The following is a 22087-nucleotide window of genomic DNA, read 5'->3' as shown; positions in this document are numbered from 1 at the left end:
ATTGTTCCTATGGCCAGCGGCAATTCGTTCTACATCACCACGCCCATCTTCTATGTGAATGATGCGCCTCACATCGGTCACGCCTACACGGAGGTCGCAGCGGATGTTCTCGCCCGCTGGCACCGCCAGGCCGGCGACGACACCTGGTCGCTCACGGGAACCGACGAGCACGGTGAGAAGATCCTCCGCACGGCGACGGCCAACGGCAAGACGCCGAAGGAATGGGCAGACAAGCTCGTGAACGAGGCCTGGAAGCCGCTGCTGTCGACCATCAACATCGAGAACGACGACTTCATCCGCACGACAGACGAACGCCACGAAACCAACGTGCAGCTGTTCCTCCAGCGGCTCTACGACGCCGGATTCGTCTACTCGGGTGAGTATGAGGCGCTGTATTGCGTCGGCTGCGAAGAGTTCAAGCCGCAGTCGGAGATCGTCGACGGCACCGGTGCGTTCGAGGGCCAGAAGGTGTGTGCGATCCACTCGAAGCCGCTCGAGCTGCTCAAGGAGAAGAACTACTTCTTCCGCATGAGCGACTTCACCGACCGTCTGCTCGCGCTGTACGACGAGCGCCCCGACTTCATCCAGCCCGACTCCGCCCGCAACGAGGTCATCCAGTTCGTCAAGCAGGGCCTCTCCGACCTGTCCATCTCGCGGTCGAGCTTCGACTGGGGTGTCAAGGTTCCGTGGGACGACTCCCACGTCGTCTACGTCTGGTTCGACGCCCTGCTCAACTACGTCACCGCCGTCGGCTACGGCCAGGACGACGAAGAATTCGCCCGGCGCTGGCCGGCGACCCACATCGTCGGAAAAGACATCCTCCGCTTCCACGCCGTGATCTGGCCTGCAATGCTCATGGCCGCAGGGCTCGAGGTGCCGAAGCAGGTGTTCGGCCACGGCTGGCTCCTCGTCGGTGGCGAGAAGATGTCGAAGTCGAAGCTCACGGGTATCGCGCCGACCGAGATCACCGACACGTTCGGTTCGGACGCCTTCCGTTACTACTTCATGCGTGCGATCGCATTCGGGCAGGACGGCTCGTTCAGCTGGGAAGACCTATCCGCGCGGTACCAGGCGGAGCTCGCGAACGGATTCGGAAACCTCGCGTCGCGCGTGGTCGCGATGGTCAGCCGTTACTTCGATGGGGTCGTTCCGTCCGAAGGCGAACCGACCGACGCGGAACGTGCGATCCACGCCGTCGTCGCCGCGGCATCCGACCTCGCGGACGCATCGATCGAGAAGCTCGCCGTGCACGACGCCCTCGCAGCGATCTGGCGGATCGTCGACGAGCTCAACGGTTACATCACCGACCAGGAGCCCTGGGCGCTGTCGAAGGACCCGGCGAACCGCGAACGACTCGGCACGGTCCTGTACACCGCGGTCGACGGACTGCGTGCCCTCGCCGTTCTGCTCTCACCGGTCCTGCCGGAGGCGACGGCCCGGCTGTGGACGGCTCTCGGAGGACCGGATGCTCTCGGCCCGCTCGAGAACCAGCCACTCCGCGAGGCTGGCCGATGGGGCCAGCTGCCGGCAGGCACCCAGGTCGCGGCGCTCGAAGCGTTGTTCCCGCGGATCGAAACCGCTGTCGGCTGAGCCCGTCGCCGTGAGGTTCGCCACGCAAGTGGGGTACCGTCGAAACCATGACTGATCCCGCTTCCGCGCGCCCGGAACTTCGGTACCCGCCGCTGCCGGAAGCGCTCCTGGTTCCCGTCTACGACAACCACACCCACCTGGACCCGTCGGTCACCTCCGGCAGGCCGGTCGCGGAGGGCGAACTCGACTACCGGGAGCACCTCGACCGCGCGTCGAGCGTCGGTGTCCGCGGGATCGTCCAGGTCGGTACCGACGTCGAGACCTCGATCTGGAGCGCCGAGACAGCGGCGATCGAGCCGCGCATGCTCGCCGCCGTTGCGATCCACCCCAATGAGACTCCCCGGCTCGAGGCTGACGGCACCCTCGACGACGCACTCGCCGTCATCGACGAACTCGCCGCCAGGCCACGCGTGCGCGCGATCGGTGAGACGGGGCTGGACTACTTCCGCACGGGCGTTGAGGGGCGATCGGCCCAGCAGCGTGCGTTTGAAGCGCACATCGAGATCGCCAAGAAGCACGACCTCGCGCTGCAGATCCACGACCGCGATGCCCACGACGACGTTGTCGCCACGCTCCGCAGGGTCGGTGCTCCCACACGGACCGTCTTCCACTGTTTCTCCGGCGGGGCCGAACTCGCGCGGGAGTGCGCCGACAACGGCTGGTTCATGTCCTTCGCGGGTACCGCGACGTTCAAGAATGCGCAGAACCTCCGTGACGCGCTCGACGTCGCGCCGAGAAATCTCCTCCTTCTCGAGACGGATGCTCCGTACCTCACCCCCATGCCGCACCGCGGCAAACCCAACGCGCCGTTTCTTCTTCCCCACACCGTGCGCTGGATCGCCGACTACCTCGGCACCGACGCATCCATGCTCGCCGCCCAGGTGTCATCGAACACCGAGTACGTCTACGGGCACTGGGACGACGAGCCCGTCACATCACCGCCGAATCCCTACGGCACTCCCGACCAGAAAGACGGCGAATGAGCCTCCTCGGCCCCGCAGAAATCCGTGACCTCGCCGAACTGCTCGATGTTCAGCCCACCAAGAAGCTCGGACAGAACTTCGTCGTCGACGCCAACACGGTGCGGCGAATCGTCAAGGTGGCCCGGGTCACCGCCGGCGAGCATGTCGTCGAGGTCGGGCCAGGGCTCGGATCGCTCACCCTCGGGCTCCTCGAGGCAGGAGCGAGCGTCATCGCGGTGGAGATCGACCACCGGCTCGCCGAGCAACTCCCGAAAACGGTCGAACTGATGCAGCCAGGTGCCCCGCTCACCGTCGTGAGTGCCGACGCCATGCGGATCACCGAACTCGAGGGCGACCCGACCAGGCTCGTCGCCAACCTCCCGTACAACATCTCGGTGCCCGTACTGCTGCACCTGCTCGAGCACTTCGACTCCATTCGTGCCGGCGTCGTCATGGTGCAGGCCGAAGTCGGTCACCGACTCGCCGCCCAGCCCGGATCGAAGATCTACGGCAGCCCCAGCGTCAAGGCCAGCTGGTACGGCGCCTGGCGCACAGCCGGAACGGTCTCCAGACAGGTGTTCTGGCCGGTACCGAACGTCGACTCCGTCCTCGTCGGCTTCGACCGCCGAGAGGATGCCATCGGTACCGAAGAGGAACGCGTCCTCACGTTCTCGATCGTCGACGCCGCCTTCCAGCAGCGGCGCAAGATGCTGCGCCAGTCACTCGGCCAGCTCCTCGGCGGTTCCGCTGCAGCGACGGATGCCATGACGGCGGCCGGGATCGCCCCCACCGCGCGTGGGGAAGAACTCACCGTGCACGACTTCCTCGGGATCGCCCGCCAGGTCGGCAGCCTCTGATGGTGATCTCCCGTTCGAGCGTGAGCACGGGTGACCAGTCGCTCGTCGCGGCGACGGGCAGATCCAGAGAGTACTGGCGCGAGACGCTCGCGGAGGCCGGTGCCGCGACGTGGGCTCACCCGGCAACGGCGAGCTGGCTCGTCACCGAGCACGGCGTCGACGGCTGGTGGGCGCAGCACATCACCGTCGACTTCGAGCAGCACATCGGGCGTCGCCGCCCCGGGCAGCGAGCCGACGGGAGTTTTGAGGTGTCGGCGTCGCGTCGTATCGCCGGCTCTCAGGCGGAGGCGTTTGCCGCCACCGTGGCATCCGTTTCGACAGCGCTCGACTCTCAGCCGGTGTCGGTCAACTCGGCGAGCAAGTACGTCAGCGCCCGGTGGAAACTCGACGATGGGAGCGCTGTGACCGCGCGCGTGGCACCGAGTGTTGGGGAGAAAACCTCGGTGACCCTGACCTTCGGTGGGCTGGCCTCCGAGGACAGTCTGCCAGCGGCCAGGGATGCCCTCCGGGGAGCCCTGCCTGCCGCCCTGCGTTAGGTTTGTTGCATGACCGCTCCGCTCGCCCAGGCCTTCGCACACGCTCGGGCGCCAGGAAAGATCAACGTCTTCCTCAAGGTCGGCGAATTGATGGACGACGGCTACCACGACCTGGCGACCGCATTCCAGGCAGTCTCGCTCTACGAAGACGTGCGGGCGTACCGGGCACCGGATTTCTCCGTGACCTTCTCCGGCCCGATCGACACGTCGTCGCTCGCCGTCGATGGCAGCAACCTCGCGATCAAAGCGGCACGGATGCTCGCACGCAAGACCGGCTACCGCGGAGGCGTTCGCCTCGAGATCGAGAAACACGTTCCCATCGCTGGGGGGATGGGAGGCGGGTCGGCGGACGCCGCAGCGACGCTCCTCGCGTGTGATGCGCTCTGGGAGACCGATCTCTCCCGCGACGAGCTGCTGGCCCTCGCGGCGAAGCTCGGTGCCGATGTGCCGTTCGCGATGACCGGCGGGACAGCTATCGGTACGGGGAAGGGCGACAGGCTCAGCCCAGCCCTTGCCAAGGGCACCTTCCACTGGGTGCTCGCCATCGCCGAGTTCGGGATGTCGACACCTGACGTCTACCGCGCGCTCGACGAGCACCGCGAGCGTCACGCGCAGGACATCTTTCCGGCCGCAGCGCAGCCGGCCGTCGACTCCGAAGTGCTCCAGGCCCTCCGCGCCGGTGACGCCCGATTGCTCGCGGACGCGCTGCACAACGACCTCCAGGCGGCGGCTCTTCACCTCGCTCCGGGACTGGGCGGCATCCTCGAACTGGGCGAGCAGATGGGTGCGCTTGCCGGGATCGTGTCCGGTTCCGGACCGACCGTCGCATTCCTCGCACCGGATGCCGACACCGCGCTCGAACTGCAGGTCAGCCTCAGCGCATCCCGCCTTCATGTCCTCCGGGTCACCGGGCCCGTCCACGGGGCGCGGCTGCTGCACGACTGATGGCGGAGAGGTCTGCTCCCGGCACTTAGGCTGGGAGAGTGGCCCATCTTCTCGGAGCGGAACAGCTCCACCTTGAATACCCAACCCGTGTGATCTTCGACTCCGTCACTGCGGGGGTGAACGAAGGCGACCGGATCGGCGTCGTCGGCAGAAACGGAGACGGCAAGTCAACGCTGCTCTCCCTCCTCGCCGGCAGGATCGAACCGGACGGAGGACGCGTCACCCGTCGCCGTGGCGTCACCGTCGGAATGCTCGACCAGCGCGACGAGCAGCCGGACGACCTCATCGTCTCGCAGGCGATCGTCGGCAACGCTGAAGAGCACGAGTGGGCCGGCAGTTCCCTGATCCGCGACGTGATCGGCGGGTTGATCCAGGACATCCCGTGGCACGCCACGATCGGTTCCCTCTCGGGCGGTCAGCGTCGTCGCGTCGCTCTCGCCGCTCTCCTCGTCGGTGACTGGGATGTCATCTTCCTCGACGAGCCGACGAACCACCTCGATGTCGAGGGCATCGCCTGGCTGGCGAATCACCTCAAGAAGCGCTGGTCGCCGTCAAGCGGCGGCCTCATCGTCGTGACCCACGACCGGTGGTTCCTCGACGAGGTGTGCACGGCGACGTGGGAGGTCCACGACCGTCTCATCGAGCCGTTCGAGGGCGGATACGCCGCGTACATCCTGCAGCGCGTCGAACGGGACCGGATGTCGGCCGCGAGCGAGGCGAAGCGCCAGAACCTCATGCGCAAGGAACTCGCGTGGCTGCGACGTGGTGCACCCGCCCGCACCACGAAGCCCAAGTTCCGGATGGATGCCGCGTACGAGCTGATCGCGAACGAGCCGGAACCGCGCAACACCGTCGCCCTCGCCCAGATGGCGACCTCGCGGCTCGGCAAGGACGTCGTCGACCTCCTCGATGTCGGCGTCGTGTACCCCGACCCGGAGTCAGCAACGGGAACGAAGACGGTGCTCAAGGACATCGAGTGGAGGATCGCGCCGGGGGAGCGGACCGGCATCCTCGGCGTCAACGGGGCGGGAAAGTCAACGCTGCTCGGTCTTGTCACGGGAACGGTGGCCCCGACGAGCGGGCGGGTCAAGCGCGGAACGACGGTGCGCATCGCGAGCCTCACCCAGCAGCTCGATGAACTCAAGGACGTCGAGCATGAGCGCGTCTCGACGGTCGTCGGCATGCAGAAGACGTCGTATGTCACCGGCGACAAGGAGATGACGCCCGGGCAGATGCTCGAACGGCTCGGCTTCACGAGTGCGCAACTCTCGACCCCGGTGAAGGATCTGTCAGGAGGACAGCGTCGTCGGCTCCAGTTGCTGCTCATCCTTCTCGACGAGCCCAACGTGCTCATCCTCGATGAGCCCACCAACGACCTCGACACGGACATGCTCGCGGCCATCGAAGATCTTCTCGACTCGTGGCCGGGAACCCTGCTCGTCGTTTCGCACGACCGCTACCTCGTGGAGCGTGTCACCGACCAGCAGTACGCCGTTCTCGACGGCCACCTCCGTCACCTCCCCGGCGGAGTCGACGAATACCTCGCGCTCAGGGCCGGACAGGATTCCGCGCCGCTCATCGCGCCGCTCGCGTCTGAGGGCATCGGAGCCGCGCAGGCACAGCCGAAGCTGGGGGGAGCAGAGCTGCGGAACGCACAGAAGGAGATCGCGTCGACGGATCGCAAGATCCAGAAGATGCGCCAGCGGATCGTCGACACCCACGAGCTCCTCGCCGTGCACGACCAGAATGACTACGTCGGGCTCGGCGAGCTCAGCGACAAGCTCCGCGGGTATGAGTCGGACCTCGCTGCGCTCGAAACCCGCTGGCTCGAACTCTCCGAACTTCTCGAGTAAGCCCAGGGGACACAAAAAAAGCCGGCCTTCACGGTTTCCCGTGAAGGCCGGCTTCTCAAAGAATTACTGTCAGCCGAGGCTGACGGAGTAATAGTTTTAGTTACAGCGGGCGGATGTTCTCTGCCTGCAGGCCCTTGGGGCCCGTTGCGGTTTCGAATTCAACCTTCTGGTTCTCTTCGAGCGAGCGGAAGCCGCTGGAAGCGATGGCCGAGAAGTGAGCGAAGACGTCAGCGCTTCCGTCATCGGGAGCGATGAATCCGAAGCCTTTTTCTGCGTTGAACCACTTGACTGTTCCTGTTGCCATGATGATCTCCTTAGGAGTCTTGCGTGGATGACGACTGTCGTCATCCCAATTGCGGCGTACCTGTCCGCTCCTACAAGAAACGGCGGCTCTTCAGATGAAGGAACCGCCGTAAATCAATCACTGCGTAACACTACTACTGCGTTGACCACACTAACCCACGCGTCGGTGAGATGCAAGCGATTCGAAAAATCGGCTGAGTATATGCCGTATCCCGTACTGTAATCGCTCCAGGGAATATGTCCTCACGTAGTCTCTGGACTATCCCGAGCATATGCTCGTCTTCATCACGGCTGGGAAGTCGGGCCTACCATTTTGGGAGGTGCCATGACGCTTACCGCGACTCTTGGCCCAGTACGAAAGACCACCACACGCATCGACGGGCTTGAGAACCCGACCACCACTTTCGCAGCGCTGCTGAAGACGGTCCGTGAAGCTGGTCTCCTGAAGCGCCGCACGGGCTTCTACATGATGGTTCTCGCCGGCCATGCGCTCGCCCTCGCCGGCCTCACGACCGGCTTCATTCTGCTCGGGGACTCCTGGTTCCAGCTGCTCATCGCCGCCGGCCTCGGCTACATCCTCACCCAGGTCGCGTTCGTCGCCCACGAGGCCTCGCACCGCCAGGTCTTCGAATCCGGCCCGGCGAACGACCGCCTCGGACGCATCCTCGCCGACGCCGTCGTCGGCATCAGCTACTCGTGGTGGATGACCAAGCACACGCGTCACCATGCAAACCCCAACACGGTCGGCAAAGACCCCGACATCGAGATCGACACCATCTCCTTCATGGAGGAGGATGCGTCCAAGGCAAAGGGCTTCCTCGCGTTCATCACCCGCCGTCAGGGCTACCTCTTCTTCCCTCTCCTCACCCTCGAGGGCCTGAACCTGCACCGTCACGCCATCGTGAGCCTGATCACGACCGAGAAGGTGGACAAGCGCTGGCTCGAGCTCACCCTGATCACGCTGCGCCTCGGACTGTACGTCGCCGTTCTGTTCACGTTCCTCCCCGTCGGACTCGCGTTCGCCTTCCTCGGTGTCCAGCTGGCCGTCTTCGGCGTCTACATGGGAGCGTCGTTTGCACCGAACCACAAGGGGATGCCGCTCATCGCCGAGGGCGCGAAGGTCGACTTCCTCTCGAAGCAGGTCCTCACGAGCCGCAACATCCGAGGCCGCGGAATGAGCTACTTCATGGGTGGGCTCAACTACCAGATCGAGCACCACCTCTTCCCGAGCATGCCGCGCCCGCACCTCAAGAAGGCCCGCGAGATCACCATCGAGCACTGCAAGACGATCGGCGTCCCATACACGGAGACCACGCTCGTGCGTTCATACGCCATCGTCGTCGACTACCTCAACCGGGTCGGGCTCTCCGCCCGCGACCCATTCGATTGCCCGATGGTCAACCAGTTCCGCCGACCATAACGAGCCCGATACACCGCCGATTTCGGCAAAGCGCCCGGTCCCTGGACCGGGCGCTTTTTCGTGCCAGCGGCCGGTGGGGGCTTGTGCGCGCTCTACAACGCTGTAAAGATATTTCCGTCCACAAGGGAGTGAACATGAGTGACTTTCACCGTCTGTCCCGACGCACCGTTCTGCTCGGCGGGGCCGCCGTCTTCGGAGGGGCCGTCCTCGGCCCGAGTCTCGCCGGCTGCTCTCCGCTCGGCGCGGAGGGTGCCAGACCGCTGAAATTCTGGCACCTGCTGTCGGGCGGTGACGGCATCGTGATGGCCGGTCTCGTCGACGCGGCCAACGAGGCGAATCCCGAGTTCCACGCCGCCCAGACGGTGTTGGCGTGGGGAACGCCGTATTACACGAAGCTTGCGATGGCATCCGTCGGAGGGCGAGCTCCGGACGTCGCGATCATGCACGCGTCACGGCTACCCGGCTACGCCCCCGGTGGGCTCCTCGACCCGTGGGACCTCGACCTGCTCGAGGAATTCGGTGTCACCGAAGCGGACTTCCCCGAGAGGATCTGGGAGAAGGGCATCATCGACGGCGACCTGTTCTCGATCGCGCTCGACGCGCATCCGTTCATCATGATGTACAACACCGATGTGGCCGAGCAGGCGGGGGTGCTCGGTGACGACGGTCAACTGGTGGAGATCACCTCACCTGAGCAGTTCCTCGAGGTCGCGAGGGCGATGCAGCAGGTGACCGGTCGGCGAGGGCTGTCGTACGGCTACCTCGGTGACGGTGCGCAGATGTGGCGGCTCTTCTACACGTTCTACAAGCAACAGGACGCGGAGATGAGCCTCGAACCGGGCGAGCCCGCGCAGATGGACGAGGACGCAGCGGTCACGGCACTCGACTTCATCAAGCAACTGCTCGACGGTGAGATCGCAGCCACGAACGGCGACTACGCGACGGCCGTCGCAGAATTCGTCAATGGCGAGAGCGGGATGTTCTTCACCGGCGTGTGGGAGCTTCCGACAGCGGTGAACGCCGGAATCCCGTTCGACGCCCAGCCGATTCCCAACCTCTTCGGCACCCCCGCCGCATACGCGGACTCCCACGCTTTCGTGCTGCCGCACCAGTCCGAGCCGGATGAAGCACAGCGGCGAGAGGTGTACCGGTTCGTTGCGAGCATCCTCAAGGGATCGTTCGACTGGGCGGGAGCCGGCCATATTCCCGCGTACTCACCGATCATCGAATCGGACGGATACGCCGATCTCGTGCCACAGGCGCATTACGCATCGGCCGCCGACGTACTCAACTACGACCCTCCCGCGTGGTTCACCGGGTCCGGGTCCGATTTCCAGACGTACTTCGCCGAGAACGTCCAGGGCGTCTTCCGCGGGGGAGACTCGCGGGAAGGCATTCAGGGCTTCGTCCGACGACTCAACGTTCTCCTCGCCAAACCCAACCCGGTCGCCTGAGTCAGGAGCCTGCCGTGTCAACATCCGCAGTAAGCAACCGCGCACAGGGAACCGGTGTCGCGCTCAAGGACTCCCGCCAGTCCAGGAGGCGGACGGACAACCTCGTCGGATGGGCGTTCTTCGCGCCGTTCGGGCTGTTCTTCGGTCTCTTCCTCATCTGGCCGATCCTGTTCGGTCTCTACCTCAGCTTCACCGGAACGACCCTCACGGGTGCCGGTGGTGACTTCGTCGGCTTCGAGAACTATGCCGAAGCGCTCGGCGACGCCGACATGTGGCGCTCGATGCTCAACACCCTCTGGTTCACGGTGCTCTCGACGATCCCGCTCGTGCTCATCGCCCTCATCATGGCGCTCCTCGTCGACCTCGGACTGCCGGGACAGTGGCTCTGGCGGTTGTCGTTCTTCATGCCGTTCCTCCTGGCATCCACCGTCGTTTCGCTGTTCTGGATCTGGCTGTTCAACCCGCAACTCGGTCTCATCAACGACATGCTCGCGCCGTTCGGTGTCGAGCCCATCGCGTGGTTGCAGGATCCGCAGTGGGCGATGCACGGTGTCGTCATCGCGACCGTGTGGTGGACGGTCGGCTTCAACTTCCTGCTCTACCTGGCCGCGCTCCAGAACATCCCGGAGCAGCAGTACGAGGCGGCGTCGATCGACGGAGCGGGCAAGTGGCGGCAGCTCTTCTCGATCACCATCCCGCAGTTGGCGCCGACCACCGCGCTCATCGTGATCCTGCAGGTGCTCGCGTCGCTCAAGATCTTCGACCAGGTGTATCAGATGACGTCCGGCGGGCCAGGCGGAACGACGAGGACGGCGGTGCTCTACATCTTCGAGACCGGATTCACCGGTTACCGCTTCGGATACTCGGCGGCGATCTCCTTCGTCTTCTTCGCCGTGATCATCCTCGTCTCGATCATCCAGATACGCATCACCGCGAGTAGGAGGCCCCGGTCATGACCGCCGTCGACACCACCACCGCCCCGGTCTCCACGACACCGGCGACGTCACGAAAGCCGGGGGAGCGGCGCTTCGGTGCCGGCAGAATCGCCGCACTCGTGGTGCTCATCCTCATGGCCGTGACCTGGCTGCTTCCGTTCGCCTGGGCGCTCGTCACATCGCTCAAGAGTGAAGCGGATGCCGGCGCGACGCCGATCTCGTGGCTCGCCCCCAACGGCTACACCCTGGAGGCCTACGAGAACGTCCTCGGCGAGGGCAACATCCCGGTGTGGGCATTCAACAGTCTTCTCAGTTCGGTGATCATCACCGTCCTCACTATCGCCACGTGTGCCCTCGCGGCGTACGCGTTCTCGCGGCTCGACTTCGCGGGGCGGAAATGGCTGTTCTTCGTCGTGATCGCGTCGATCATCATCCCGCCGCAGGTGCTGATCATTCCGCTGTTCTACCAGATGCTCGCCTTCAACATGGTCGACACCTACTGGGGGCTCATCCTGCCGCAGGTGGTCGCGCCACCGATGGTGTTCATCCTCAAGAAGTTCTTCGACCAGATTCCGATCGAACTGGAGGACGCGGCACGGGTCGACGGCGCGAACCGGCTCCGGATCTTCTGGACGATCGTTCTTCCGCTGTCGCGCCCGATCCTCTCGGCGGTCGCCATCTTCGTGTTCATCGCGGCGTGGAACAACTTCCTCTGGCCGTTCATCATCATCAACGACACGTCGCTCATGACCCTTCCGGTCGGTCTCCAGACGGTGAAGAGCGCCTACGGAGTGCAGTATGCGCAGAACATGGCAATGGCACTGCTCGCCGCTGCGCCGTTGATCATTCTCTTCCTCTTCTTCCAGCGACAGATCATCAAGGGGATCGCCACCACCGGCTTCGGCGGTCAGTGACAGGAGCCGGCTTCGGAACGGCTCGCGAAAGGACACCATGACATCGGCACGCATAACGCTCGCACGCGACTTCACGGTGGGCGATGTGCCCCGTCGGCTGTTCGGGTCCTTCGTGGAACACATGGGGCGCTGTGTGTACACGGGGATCTTCGAACCCGGTCACCCGGCCGCCGACGAGTCCGGTTTCCGCACCGATGTACTCGAGCTGGTCCGGGAGATGGGGCCGACCGTTGTGCGTTACCCCGGCGGCAACTTCGTCTCCGGATACAACTGGGAGGACGGTGTCGGGCCAGTCGACTCGCGGCCCCGCCGTCTCGACGGCGCCTGGCACACACTCGAGACGAATGCCTTCGGCCTGCACGAGTTCATGGACTGGTCACGTCTCGCCGACGTCGAGGTGATGCAGGCGATCAACCTCGGTACCCGGGGAGTGGACGCGGCCCGTGAACTCGTCGAGTACGCCAACCACCCTTCCGGCACCTACCTGTCCGACCTGCGACGGAAGAACGGAGCTGAGGAACCGTTCGACATCCGCCTGTGGTGCCTCGGAAACGAACTCGACGGACCCTGGCAGATCGGCCACAAGACACCCGAGGAGTACGGGCGTCTCGCCAAGGAGGCTGCGAAGGCCATGCGCTACGTCGACCCGACGATCGAACTCGTCGCGGTCGGCAGCTCGAACTCCGGGATGCCGACGTTCGGTGAGTGGGAGCACACCGTGCTCAGCCACACCTACGATGAGGTGGACTACATCTCCCTGCACGCCTACTACCAGGAACATGACGGCGACGCGGCGAGCTTCCTCGCCTGCGCCCTCGACATGGATTACTTCATCGAGTCCGTCGTGGCGACGGCGGACGCCGTGCGCGCGAAGGGGCGGCACAAGAAGCGGATCAACCTCTCCTTCGACGAGTGGAACGTCTGGTACCAGCGTGGGCTCGACACGGAGGACCAGCTGCATCGTGTGCAGGAATCAGGCTGGCGGGAGCATCCTCGCCTGATCGAAGACGAATACACGATGACGGATGCCGTCGTCGTCGGCACCCTGCTCAACTCGCTCCTCCGCCACGGGGACCGGGTGCACATCGCGAACCAGGCACAACTCGTCAACGTCATCGCCCCCATTCGCAGCGATGAGAACGGTCCGGCCTGGCGCCAGGCGATCTTCTGGCCGTTCGCGCGCATGGCGGAACTCGCGCGCGGACGCATCCTCTCGGCATCCGTCTCGAGTGACCGCATGTCGACCGACCAGTTCGGAGACGCCGACATCGTGGACGCGAGTTCGACCTGGGACGAAGAGAACTCACAAGTCGCTGTCTTCCTCGCGAACAGGAGCCTCGACGACGCGGCGGAGGTGGATCTCACGCTCCACGGCTTCACGGCGTCGGGGATCGCACGGGCGGAAGTGTTGCAGGCACCGGACGGCGCGGACCGACACGTGTCGAACACGTCGGACAACGAACGCGTCCGCCTGCAGAACCTGCCGGGCGTCCGGGTCGCCGACGGTGGCGTGAAGCTGAGCCTGCCGGCGTTGTCGTGGGCAGTCGTCGTCGTCGACGTGACGGTGTAGACCCGGCACGACCGCGGGATCCGCCCCGTCGAACTCGATGTGGTCGTGCATCTCGGCCGGTTGCGAATTCATTGATATGCGTGTGGCTCGGCGAGCCGCGACGGGTCATGTGCACGGGAAGTCCCGAGATCGAAGAATCTGTGGATGCATCAGGAGTGCGCAAAATCTTCTGTTACGCGGCGTGACTCGACGCTTCGCGTTTAGAAGATTTCCCAGCTATTTTTGACAGGTGCCTGCGCAGACGCGGCGCAGCCTCCCCTTCCTCTCCGTTCGTGCGGATTGTTCGCTGTGCCCGCTCTCGCTCGCCCCCACAGCCGAGATCTCACAAAGGATTACCCGTGAAAAAGCACTCCCTGAAGAAGAGCATTCTTGCTTCCCTCGCCATCGTTCCGCTCGCCGCCCTGCTCGCCGGTTGTGCCGGAGGCGCAGGCTCGGAGGCCGAGACCGAGACGGTGCGCATCGGTGTAGCCGGCGCGAGCGACGAGTACTGGCAGACCTACGTCGAAGCGGCGGCAGACGAAGGCATCACCGTCGAGCTCGTCGACTTCTCGGACTACAACCAGCCGAACCCGGCGCTGACCGAGGGTGAGATCGATCTCAACCAGTTCCAGCACACCATCTTCCTGGCGCAGTACAACGTGGCGAACGATCAGGACCTCGTGCCGATCGGCGCGACCGCGATCTACCCGCTCGGCCTGTACTCGACGAAGTACCAGGACGTCGAAGACATCCAGGACGGTGAGACAGTAGCTGTTCCGAACGACCCGACGAACCTGTCGCGCGGACTTCTGGTCCTCCAGTCCGCCGGCCTCATCGAACTGGAAGACGGCGGAAGTGCTTACTCCACCCTCGATGACGTCGACACCGAGGCTTCGCGCGTGAAGGTCACAGAGCTGGATGCCGCGTTGACCGCGACCTCGCTGCCCGACGTAGCCGCCGCGATCGTCAACAACGACTACATCAAGGACGCCGGTCTCGAGGCGGCGGATGCGATCGCGCAGGACGACCCGTCTGACCCCAACGCGCTCCCGTACGCGAACATCTTCGCGGCCCGCGCCGAGGACAAGGACAATGAGACGTACAAGAAGCTCGTCGAGATCTACCAGAACACCAAGGCAGTGACCGACGGCGTGATCGAGAACTCGGGCGGAACGGCCGTCATGCTGACCACCCCGGTCGAGGAACTCGAAGAGTCGCTCGCGACCGTGCAGAAGCAGATCGAAGAGCAGGGCTAGCAGCACGCCCAGCTGACCTGCGAGCGGCGCCGGGGGAGACCCCGGCGCCTGTTCGCTTGTGTGCCCGTTCGGGTCTACGGAGAAGAAATCCTATGAGCATCGTTACCCTCACCGACGTCGTCAAGTCTTACCCGCCTGCCCAGAAGGGCGGCGCCCCCGTCGTCGCCATCGATTCGGTGAGCCTCGACGTGCAGAAGGGCGACGTCTACGGGATCATCGGCTACTCCGGGGCGGGCAAATCCACCCTCGTTCGCCTCGTGAACGCACTGGAGAAGACCACCTCCGGAAGCATCGTGGTCGACGGCCGCGAGATCACGACTCTCCCGGAGCGTGAACTCCGCGCCGTTCGCGGCGACATCGGTATGATCTTCCAGCAGTTCAACCTCTTCAACTCCAAGACCGTTGCGAAGAACATCGCTTACCCACTCGAGGTCGCCGGACGGCCGGCTGCCGAGGTCCGTGAGCGGGTCGCGGAGATGCTCGACTTCGTCGGCCTGAGCGACAAAGCCAGGAACTACCCGGACCAGCTTTCCGGCGGCCAGAAACAGAGGGTCGGCATCGCTCGCGCTCTCGCCACGTCGCCGGCGATTCTCCTCGCCGACGAAGCCACGAGTGCGCTCGACCCCGAGACCACCGGTGAAGTGCTGGCGTTGCTCGAGCGGGTGAACCGCGAGCTCGGGGTCACGATCATCCTCATCACCCATGAGATGGATGTCATCCGCAGCCTGGCGACGAAGGTCGCGGTGATGGACAGCGGGCGCATCGTGGAACGCGGCGATGTCTTCGACGTCTTCTCGAATCCGCAGGAGGCGGCATCCGCCCGTTTCGTCCAGACCGTCGTGCAGGGAATTCCCACCAGCGCCGAGGTCGATGCGCTTCGTGCCAGGCACACGGGACGCATCGTGACGTTCTCATTCCGGGACGGCGACAGCTCACAGGCCCAGGTCTTCCTGGACCTCGCTGCGGCCGGCGTCGGGTTCGAGCTCGTCTATGGCGGCATCAACGACATCCGTGGACGGGCGTTCGGTCATCTCACGCTCGCGCTGACCGGAACGGATGCCGCGATCGACGGCGTCCTCGCCCGCATATCCGAACGCTCTCTCGTGACGGAGGCAAACTGACATGGACCGGCTCCTCGAACTGTTGCCCGAACTGGGCGAAGCAACGGTTGAAACGCTCTACATCGTCGTCATCAGCCTCTTCTTCGGAGGAATCGGCGGCTTGCTCCTCGGCCTTGCGCTGTACACGACCCGCGCCGGGAGTCTCTTCGAGAACCGTGCGGCCTTCACCCTGCTGAACATCCTCGTGAACATCTTCCGGCCCATCCCGTTCATCATCTTCATCGCCGCTGTCCAGCCCCTCGCCCGGCTCGTTCTCGGTATCGGAATCGGAAACAGTGCGCTGATCTTCGCCATCTCTCTCGGTGCGACGTTTGGAATCAGCCGCATCGTCGAACAAAACCTGCTGACCGTGTCACCGGGAGTCATCGAGGCTGCGCGAGCTGCGGGCGCTGGACCGTTCCGGATCATCCGGACCGTGATCCTTCCTGAAGCGCTCGGTCCGCTGATCCTCGGATACACCTTCGTGTTCGTCGCAATCGTCGACATGTCGGCGGTCGGCGGCTACATCGGGGGTGGTGGAATCGGTAACTTCGCTATCCTCTACGGCTACCGCCAGTTCAACCCCGTTGTGACGTGGGCTGCGGTTCTCGTGATCATCCTTCTGGTGCAGTTGGTGCAATTCTCGGGCAACGCTCTCGCCCGCAAGATCCTGAGGCGGTAGACGGGATCGGGCTCTCCGGCGATTCGTGGGAGGGCAGGGCGCGCGACTACCATGGGTGAATTCCGACCGCAGAGAACGTGGAGACCATGTCTGCAGGCACCGATAAAAACCCTCTTTCACAACCTTCGGAACAACCGGCGAGCAAGAAAGTACGCCGGATCCTGGACGAACTGACCGAAGCGGACGCGACGGTTCACCCCGCTCTGATCCCGGGCATCGGCGTCGAGGACACGGGGCGCAAATTTTCCACCAACTGGTGGGTGTTCGCGATCGCCGCGGCCTTCGTCGCGGGATTCGTCCTCTGGGGTTCGCTCGACTCCGCCGGTCTGAGTGCAGCTTCCAGCGCGTCACTCTCTTGGGTGTCGACGAACTTCGGCTGGTTGTTCTCCCTGCTCACGATCGCCGTCTTCGCTTTCATGATGGTCGTCGGTTACTCGCAGACGGGACACATCCGGCTCGGCGCTGACGACGAAAAGCCCGAGTACTCCTTCGTGTCGTGGGTCGCGATGCTGTTCAGCGCCGGAATGGGTATCGGCCTCCTGTTCTTCGGGCCGTACGAACCGTTCGAATATTTCATGAACGTGCCGTTCGGCTTCGAGGTCGAACCAGGCAGCCGCGACGCGATGCACAGCGCCATGGCGCAGACGATGTTCCACTGGGGCCCGATGGCCTGGGCGTACTACGCCCTCGTCGGCGGCGCGATTGCCTACTCGGCCTACCGACGGGGACGTTCGCCGCTCATCTCCGCGATTTTCGACCCGATCTTCAGCCAGAGGACCAAGGGCGTCTTCGGTGCGATCATCGACATCTTCGCGATCATCGTCACCCTCTTCGGAACGGCGGTCTCGCTCGGTATCGGCGCCCTCCAGATCGGCAGGGGTATCGAGGTCGTCGCCGGGATCGGCGAACTCGCGAACGGGATCATCGTCGCCATCATGGCCGTGCTCACCGTCGCTTTCATCATCTCCGCCGTCTCGGGAATCAAGCGCGGCATCCGCGCACTGTCGAACGCGAACATGGCCCTCGCCCTGTGTCTCGGCCTCTTCGTCTTCATCACAGGACCGACCCTGTTCCTGCTCAACTTCATCCCCGCCGCCGGCGTCACCTTTTTCGAGGAACTCGGCACCATGCTGCAGAGGTCGGGAGCTGAAGGCGGAGACGCTGCCGCATTCATGGAGACCTGGACCACGTATTACTGGGCGTGGTGGGTGTCGTGGACGCCGTTCGTCGGGATGTTCGTCGCGAAGATTTCGCGCGGACGGACGCTTCGGGAGTTCGTGACCGTCGTCATCATCGTGCCCTCGTTCGTCTGCCTGATCTGGTTCGGGATCTTCGGTGGAACGTCGATGTGGCTCGAGCAGACGAGCGGAGCGATCTCCGCCGCGGAGGAAAGCCAGGACATTCTCTTCCTCGTACTCGCCGAGCTGCCGTTCGGCGCGATCACGTCGCTGATCGCGATGCTCTCCATCGTCATCTTCTTCGTCACGAGCGCGGACTCCGCGTCGATCGTCATGGGGTCGATGTCACAGCGCGGAAAACCTGCCCCGTCACACTGGGTGACGATCGTCTGGGGTCTCTCGCTCACGGGCATCGCTGTGACGCTCCTTCTCGCGGGAGGCTCAGGGTCGCTCAACGCGCTGCAGGCGCTCGTCACCGTCTCGGCCCTGCCGTTCGCCCTCGTGTTGATTCTCATGATGGTCGCGTGGTGGAAGGATCTGCGGACCGATCCATACATGATCCGGCACCGGTTCGCGCGCGTCGCGATCTCCGAGGGCGTTCGCGCCGGAATCGAAGAACACGGCGACGACTTCGTCTTCGCCGCGGGTGCAGTGGAGCCGGAGCACGGTGCGGGCGCGTGGCTCGACACCGAGGACCCGGCGCTGTCCGATTGGTACGAGGACGCCCGCACCGGCGCTATCGACACCATCGACGTCGCCGCGGAAATCAAGCCTGGCTCGATCTCGGAGAAGGGTGCCGAGGATCCTGGCCGGACAGCATCCGGCGACGCGGCGACGACCGTCGATCCGCCGGCTGGCGCTGACACCGGCGACGACAGGGCCTGAGTCCGGTCAGCTCTGATCGAACCCCATGCTCAGCTTGCGCAGCAGAGACGCGAGTCGTTGCTGGTCGGCGGGCGACAGCGCGGCGAGCATGTCGGCCTCGGCATCGACGAGCCGTGTGATCGCGGCGTCGACCCGGGTCAGCCCGGTCGCCGTCATCACGACAAGGATGCCGCGACCGTCTCCCGGGTCTGCTTTGCGTTCGACCAGACCGGATGCAACGAGTCGGTCGATCCGGTTGGTCATCGTCCCGCTCGAGACGAGGGTCTGCTGGAGCAGCTGCTTCGGGCTCAGGGTGTACGGCTCGCCGGCCCTGCGGAGTGCACTGAGCACATCGAACTCCCACGATTCGAGTTTCGACCGTGTGAAGGCGGTGCGTCGCGCCCGGTCGAGGTGACGCGTCAGGCGTCCGACCCTCGAGAGAACCTGCAGCGGGGCGAAGCTGAGATCGGGTCGCTCGCGCTGCCAGGCCTCGACGATTCGGTCGACTTCGTCGTTGTCTTCGGGCATGCGTCCATTATGGCGGCGAAGCGGCGGCGCGACGTGCGGTCACTATCTGGCAGACTTGACTACTGCACGCGAGTGCGGTCCGCCTTAGTGTAATGGCAGCACGGCAACCTTTGGAGTTGTTCGGTCCAGGTTCGAGTCCTGGAGGCGGAGCGGAACGGAACGGCGTCGAGCCGCGTCGTACTTCATACGGGCTCGATGCCCGAGCACACTTCCTGGGGAGAACCGTGACAGACAAGAACCTTGCCATTGTGATCCTGGCCGCCGGCCAGGGCACCCGGATGAAGTCAGCAACTCCGAAGCTGCTTCACCCCATCGCCGGAGTTCCGCTCGTCGGACACGTGCTCGCTACCGCGCGAGCCCTCGATGCGGCGCACGTCGTCGCCGTCGTGCGTCACGAACGCGACAGACTGGTCGAGGTCATCACTCAGGAGCTTCCCGCCAGCATCATCGTCGACCAGGATGAGATCCCCGGCACCGGCCGTGCCGTCGAGCAGGCCGTCGAAGCGCTTCCTGAGGATTTCGACGGCGACGTCCTCGTCGTGAACGGTGACGTTCCTCTCCTCGACGCCGAGACCCTGTCTTCGCTCGTCGCGCGACACCGCGAGGCCCAGACCGCAGCGACGCTCCTCTCCGCGTTCCTCGACGACGCGACGGGCTACGGACGCATCATCCGTTCCGAGAGCGGCGGACTCGACCGGATCGTCGAGCAGAAGGACGCCACCGAAGAGGAACGCGCTGTTCGCGAGATCAATGCGGGGGTCTACCTCTTCACCCTCGGCGCTTTGCGGGCCGAACTCGCCCACCTCACGACGGACAACGCACAGGGCGAGAAGTACCTCACCGACATGGTCGGCTTGCTCCGGGCGAGCGGTGGAATGGTCGACGCTCTTCCCGTCGCCGAGGCATGGCTCGTCGAAGGCGTCAACGACCGCGCGCAGCTCAGCGTTCAGGCCTCACGGCTCAACGCTCTCATCGTCCGCGGCTGGCAGATGGCCGGCGTCACCGTCGTGGACCCCGCCTCCACCTGGATCGACCTGAAGGCGACCCTCGCCCCTGACGTGACGGTGAAGCCCGGCACCCAGATCCTCGGAGCCACAGCGATCGAGACCGGCGCGGTCATCGGGCCCGACACCACTCTTGTCGACTGTGAGGTCGGTGCCGGCGCGGAGGTGAAGCGTACCGACGCGACCCTCGCGGTCATCGGTGCCGGAGCATCCGTCGGACCGTTCTCCTACCTGCGACCGGGAACGGTCCTCGGAGCGGACGGGAAGATCGGCGCGTTCGTCGAGACGAAGAACGCGAGGATCGGAACCGGGAGCAAGGTGCCCCACCTGTCGTACGTCGGCGACGCCGAAATCGGTGACGAGTCGAACATCGGCGCCGGCAGCATCTTCGCCAACTACGACGGTGTGAAGAAGCACTCGTCGGTTGTCGGATCCCACGTCCGCACCGGTTCACACGGCGTCTTCGTCGCTCCGGTTACAATTGGCGACGGGGCGTACACCGGAGCAGGAACAGTCGTCCGCAAGGATGTACCGGCCGGAGCGCTCGCGATCAACGTCGCCCCACAGCGGAACATGGATGGCTGGACCGAATCCCGTCGACCAGGCACGCCGGCAGCAGAAGCTGCTGCCCGGGCCCGCAACACTTCCCACGAAGAAAACTAAGCACCAACGCCGATCAGATCGGCAGGAAGCAGGGCTCGTGTCGGGCATCAAAAGCAGCGGAGTAAAACGACTGGTCCTCGTCTCGGGGCGAGCGCATCCCCAACTGGCCGTCGACATCGCTGCCGAACTGGGATCCGAGCTCGTTCCGACCGACGCCCGTACCTTCGCGAACGGTGAGCTCTACGCCCGGTTCGACGAGAGCGTTCGTGGCTGCGACGCGTTCGTGATCCAGTCACACACCGCTCCGATCAACGAGTGGCTGATGGAACAGCTGATCATGGTCGACGCGCTCAAGCGAGCCTCAGCCAAGCGCATCACCGTCGTCGCTCCGTTCTACCCCTATGCCCGTCAGGACAAGAAGGGCCGCGGCCGCGAACCGATCTCCGCCCGCCTCGTCGCCGACCTGTTCAAGGTCGCCGGTGCTGACCGCATCATGTCGGTCGACCTCCACGCGGCGCAGATCCAGGGCTTCTTCGACGGCCCCGTCGACCACCTGTTCGCCATGCCCGTCCTGCTCAACCACTTCCGCGAGAAGCTCGACACCGAGACCCTGACGATCGTTTCGCCAGACATGGGACGCGTCCGCGTCGCAGACATCTGGAGTGACAAGCTCGGCGTTCCGCTGGCGATCATCCACAAGCGGCGTGACCCGCTCGTTCCGAACCAGGTCTCCGTGCACGAGATCGTCGGTCAGGTCGAGGGTCGGGTGTGCCTCCTCGTCGATGACCTCATCGACACCGGACGCACGATCGTCCGGGCCGCTGAAGCGCTCAAGGCGGCCGGGGCACTCGGCGTCGTCGTCGCGGCCACTCACGCCGTCTTCAGTGATCCAGCGACCGAGATCCTGCAGAGCGACTTCATCGATTCCGTCGTGGTCACGGACACGCTTCCGATCCCGGAGGAGAAGCGCTTCCCCAGCCTCACCGTACTGCCGATCGCGCCGCTCCTGGGCCGCGCCATCCGTGAGGTCTTCGAGGACGGTTCCGTGACGAGCATGTTCGACGGGGCCGCGTAGAGCGGATGCCGCGGGGCAGGGGAGAGGGCGGAATATCCCGACTATCCCGCCCTCGAAGGTCCTCCGGAATATCCCGTCGTCCGGGTGCTCTCACTAGCACCTAAGCGGGGTAACTCGGGGGAGAACCTTGTACTGCCGAGAGTAAATTCCGCTCGAACCCCTGTACAGGGGCTTGACAGTTTCTGAGCGGGTGATCTCGCTGGGATCGGTCCGTCAGCTGGAGAACGTGCCCGGCTCGGCCGCGGCGATGCGGGTGCTCTGCTCGATCAGCTCGTCCTCGGAGATGGCGATCCCGGCATCCGCGAACCGTTGCCGGAGTGCCTCGAGAACGTCAGCCTGATCGTGGCCGGCGAGGTCCGCTTCTTCCTGGATCAGGATGCCGGCGACCTTGTCGTCGAGCGGCTGGGGGTGCTGATCCTCGATCGGTGCATCCTGCGTATTGTCGGTCATGGGATTCTCCTCGCGTCGGTGATCCCATT

General features: G+C 64.7%; 20 protein-coding genes and 1 tRNA gene. 18 read left to right on the top strand and 3 right to left on the bottom strand.

Features of this window, described 5'->3' with window-relative positions:
* The first annotated feature begins 9 nt into the window (after positions 1–9).
* From metG to D9V29_RS11990, 6 genes are read left to right on the top strand one after another with little or no spacing between them, the layout of a single operon-like run.
* Complete coding sequence (gene metG, locus D9V29_RS12015; RefSeq protein WP_121673571.1) at positions 10–1590, top strand: methionine--tRNA ligase; 1581 nt, start codon at positions 10–12, stop codon at positions 1588–1590.
* A 47-nt stretch (positions 1591–1637) separates the two neighbouring features.
* Positions 1638–2573: a TatD family hydrolase gene (locus D9V29_RS12010; RefSeq protein WP_121673570.1), complete on the top strand. Its 936-nt coding sequence runs from the start codon at positions 1638–1640 to the stop codon at positions 2571–2573.
* Positions 2570–3409 (top strand): 16S rRNA (adenine(1518)-N(6)/adenine(1519)-N(6))-dimethyltransferase RsmA, encoded by an 840-nt coding sequence (gene rsmA, locus D9V29_RS12005; RefSeq protein WP_121673569.1) that lies wholly within the window; start codon positions 2570–2572, stop codon positions 3407–3409. The genes D9V29_RS12010 and rsmA overlap by 4 nt, the downstream gene beginning before the upstream one ends.
* 20 nt (positions 3410–3429) lie before the next feature.
* Positions 3430–3945, top strand: a complete 516-nt coding sequence (locus D9V29_RS12000) for a hypothetical protein (RefSeq protein ID WP_147436276.1) — start codon at positions 3430–3432, stop codon at positions 3943–3945.
* Positions 3946–3954: 9 nt separating this feature from the next.
* Positions 3955–4890, top strand: coding sequence for a 4-(cytidine 5'-diphospho)-2-C-methyl-D-erythritol kinase (locus D9V29_RS11995; protein ID WP_121673567.1), 936 nt, complete (start codon positions 3955–3957; stop codon positions 4888–4890).
* 38 nt (positions 4891–4928) lie between these two features.
* On the top strand, positions 4929–6743 hold the full coding sequence (locus D9V29_RS11990; protein WP_121673566.1) for an ABC-F family ATP-binding cassette domain-containing protein: 1815 nt from the start codon (positions 4929–4931) through the stop codon (positions 6741–6743).
* 100 nt (positions 6744–6843) lie between these two features.
* Here D9V29_RS11990 and D9V29_RS11985 read toward each other — a convergent pair whose 3' ends face one another.
* Positions 6844–7047 (bottom strand): cold-shock protein, encoded by a 204-nt coding sequence (locus D9V29_RS11985; protein ID WP_090712708.1) that lies wholly within the window; start codon positions 7045–7047, stop codon positions 6844–6846.
* Positions 7048–7371: 324 nt separating this feature from the next.
* On the opposite strand from D9V29_RS11985, the gene D9V29_RS11980 reads away from it, so the two are divergent.
* The 9 genes from D9V29_RS11980 (at position 7372) to D9V29_RS11940 (ending at position 18419) form a co-directional block, all read left to right on the top strand.
* Positions 7372–8466, top strand: coding sequence for a fatty acid desaturase family protein (locus D9V29_RS11980; protein WP_121673565.1), 1095 nt, complete (start codon positions 7372–7374; stop codon positions 8464–8466).
* Between the two features lie 134 nt (positions 8467–8600).
* A complete protein-coding gene (locus D9V29_RS11975; protein WP_121673564.1) occupies positions 8601–9920 on the top strand; it encodes an extracellular solute-binding protein in 1320 nt (439 codons plus the stop codon).
* 14 nt (positions 9921–9934) lie between these two features.
* A complete protein-coding gene (locus D9V29_RS11970; protein WP_121673563.1) occupies positions 9935–10876 on the top strand; it encodes a carbohydrate ABC transporter permease in 942 nt (313 codons plus the stop codon).
* The gene (locus tag D9V29_RS11965) at positions 10873–11769 is read left to right on the top strand and encodes a carbohydrate ABC transporter permease (protein WP_121673562.1); all 897 of its coding nucleotides are present in this window, start codon (positions 10873–10875) and stop codon (positions 11767–11769) included. Before D9V29_RS11970 ends, D9V29_RS11965 begins: the two co-directional genes overlap by 4 nt.
* A gap of 37 nt (positions 11770–11806) precedes the next feature.
* On the top strand, positions 11807–13339 hold the full coding sequence (gene arfA, locus D9V29_RS11960; protein WP_121673561.1) for an arabinosylfuranosidase ArfA: 1533 nt from the start codon (positions 11807–11809) through the stop codon (positions 13337–13339).
* 338 nt (positions 13340–13677) lie between these two features.
* Positions 13678–14574 (top strand): MetQ/NlpA family ABC transporter substrate-binding protein, encoded by an 897-nt coding sequence (locus tag D9V29_RS11955; protein WP_121673560.1) that lies wholly within the window; start codon positions 13678–13680, stop codon positions 14572–14574.
* Positions 14575–14666: 92 nt separating this feature from the next.
* Entirely contained in the window at positions 14667–15695 is a 1029-nt protein-coding gene (locus D9V29_RS11950) for a methionine ABC transporter ATP-binding protein (RefSeq protein WP_121673559.1), read from the top strand.
* Position 15696: 1 nt separating this feature from the next.
* Positions 15697–16356, top strand: coding sequence for a methionine ABC transporter permease (locus D9V29_RS11945; RefSeq protein WP_121673558.1), 660 nt, complete (start codon positions 15697–15699; stop codon positions 16354–16356).
* Positions 16357–16442: 86 nt separating this feature from the next.
* Entirely contained in the window at positions 16443–18419 is a 1977-nt protein-coding gene (locus D9V29_RS11940) for a BCCT family transporter (protein ID WP_121673557.1), read from the top strand.
* 6 nt (positions 18420–18425) lie between these two features.
* Here the strand turns inward: D9V29_RS11940 and D9V29_RS11935 are convergent, their stop codons facing one another.
* Positions 18426–18926: a MarR family winged helix-turn-helix transcriptional regulator gene (locus D9V29_RS11935; protein ID WP_121673556.1), complete on the bottom strand. Its 501-nt coding sequence runs from the start codon at positions 18924–18926 to the stop codon at positions 18426–18428.
* Between the two features lie 78 nt (positions 18927–19004).
* On the opposite strand from D9V29_RS11935, the gene D9V29_RS11930 reads away from it, so the two are divergent.
* The 3 genes from D9V29_RS11930 (at position 19005) to D9V29_RS11920 (ending at position 21608) form a co-directional block, all read left to right on the top strand.
* A tRNA-Gln gene (locus D9V29_RS11930) sits at positions 19005–19076 on the top strand.
* 74 nt (positions 19077–19150) lie between these two features.
* A complete protein-coding gene (gene glmU / locus D9V29_RS11925; protein WP_121673555.1) occupies positions 19151–20593 on the top strand; it encodes a bifunctional UDP-N-acetylglucosamine diphosphorylase/glucosamine-1-phosphate N-acetyltransferase GlmU in 1443 nt (480 codons plus the stop codon).
* Between the two features lie 37 nt (positions 20594–20630).
* Positions 20631–21608, top strand: a complete 978-nt coding sequence (locus D9V29_RS11920) for a ribose-phosphate diphosphokinase (RefSeq protein ID WP_121673554.1) — start codon at positions 20631–20633, stop codon at positions 21606–21608.
* A 213-nt stretch (positions 21609–21821) separates the two neighbouring features.
* Here the strand turns inward: D9V29_RS11920 and D9V29_RS11915 are convergent, their stop codons facing one another.
* The gene (locus D9V29_RS11915; protein WP_121673553.1) at positions 21822–22058 is read right to left on the bottom strand and encodes a hypothetical protein; all 237 of its coding nucleotides are present in this window, start codon (positions 22056–22058) and stop codon (positions 21822–21824) included.
* Positions 22059–22087: the final 29 nt, after the last annotated feature.

It is taken from the genome of Mycetocola manganoxydans (assembly GCF_003667545.1).
GTDB lineage: Bacteria > Actinomycetota > Actinomycetes > Actinomycetales > Microbacteriaceae > Mycetocola_A > Mycetocola_A manganoxydans.
This window is presented reverse-complemented; position numbering and strand designations above follow the sequence as displayed.

Excerpts from the sequence above, each read along its gene's own strand:
- D9V29_RS11980 (WP_121673565.1), top strand. The coding sequence starts at position 7,372 with ATGACGCTTACCGCGACTCTTGGCCCAGTACGAAAGACCACCACACGC.
- rsmA (WP_121673569.1), top strand. The coding sequence starts at position 2,570 with ATGAGCCTCCTCGGCCCCGCAGAAATCCGTGACCTCGCCGAACTGCTC.
- arfA (WP_121673561.1), top strand. The coding sequence starts at position 11,807 with ATGACATCGGCACGCATAACGCTCGCACGCGACTTCACGGTGGGCGAT.
- D9V29_RS11935 (WP_121673556.1), bottom strand. The coding sequence starts at position 18,926 with ATGCCCGAAGACAACGACGAAGTCGACCGAATCGTCGAGGCCTGGCAG.
- D9V29_RS12010 (WP_121673570.1), top strand. The coding sequence starts at position 1,638 with ATGACTGATCCCGCTTCCGCGCGCCCGGAACTTCGGTACCCGCCGCTG.
- D9V29_RS11985 (WP_090712708.1), bottom strand. The coding sequence starts at position 7,047 with ATGGCAACAGGAACAGTCAAGTGGTTCAACGCAGAAAAAGGCTTCGGA.
- D9V29_RS11965 (WP_121673562.1), top strand. The coding sequence starts at position 10,873 with ATGACCGCCGTCGACACCACCACCGCCCCGGTCTCCACGACACCGGCG.
- D9V29_RS11950 (WP_121673559.1), top strand. The coding sequence starts at position 14,667 with ATGAGCATCGTTACCCTCACCGACGTCGTCAAGTCTTACCCGCCTGCC.
- D9V29_RS11975 (WP_121673564.1), top strand. The coding sequence starts at position 8,601 with ATGAGTGACTTTCACCGTCTGTCCCGACGCACCGTTCTGCTCGGCGGG.
- D9V29_RS11995 (WP_121673567.1), top strand. The coding sequence starts at position 3,955 with ATGACCGCTCCGCTCGCCCAGGCCTTCGCACACGCTCGGGCGCCAGGA.
- D9V29_RS11940 (WP_121673557.1), top strand. The coding sequence starts at position 16,443 with ATGTCTGCAGGCACCGATAAAAACCCTCTTTCACAACCTTCGGAACAA.
- D9V29_RS11945 (WP_121673558.1), top strand. The coding sequence starts at position 15,697 with ATGGACCGGCTCCTCGAACTGTTGCCCGAACTGGGCGAAGCAACGGTT.
- metG (WP_121673571.1), top strand. The coding sequence starts at position 10 with ATGGCCAGCGGCAATTCGTTCTACATCACCACGCCCATCTTCTATGTG.
- D9V29_RS11915 (WP_121673553.1), bottom strand. The coding sequence starts at position 22,058 with ATGACCGACAATACGCAGGATGCACCGATCGAGGATCAGCACCCCCAG.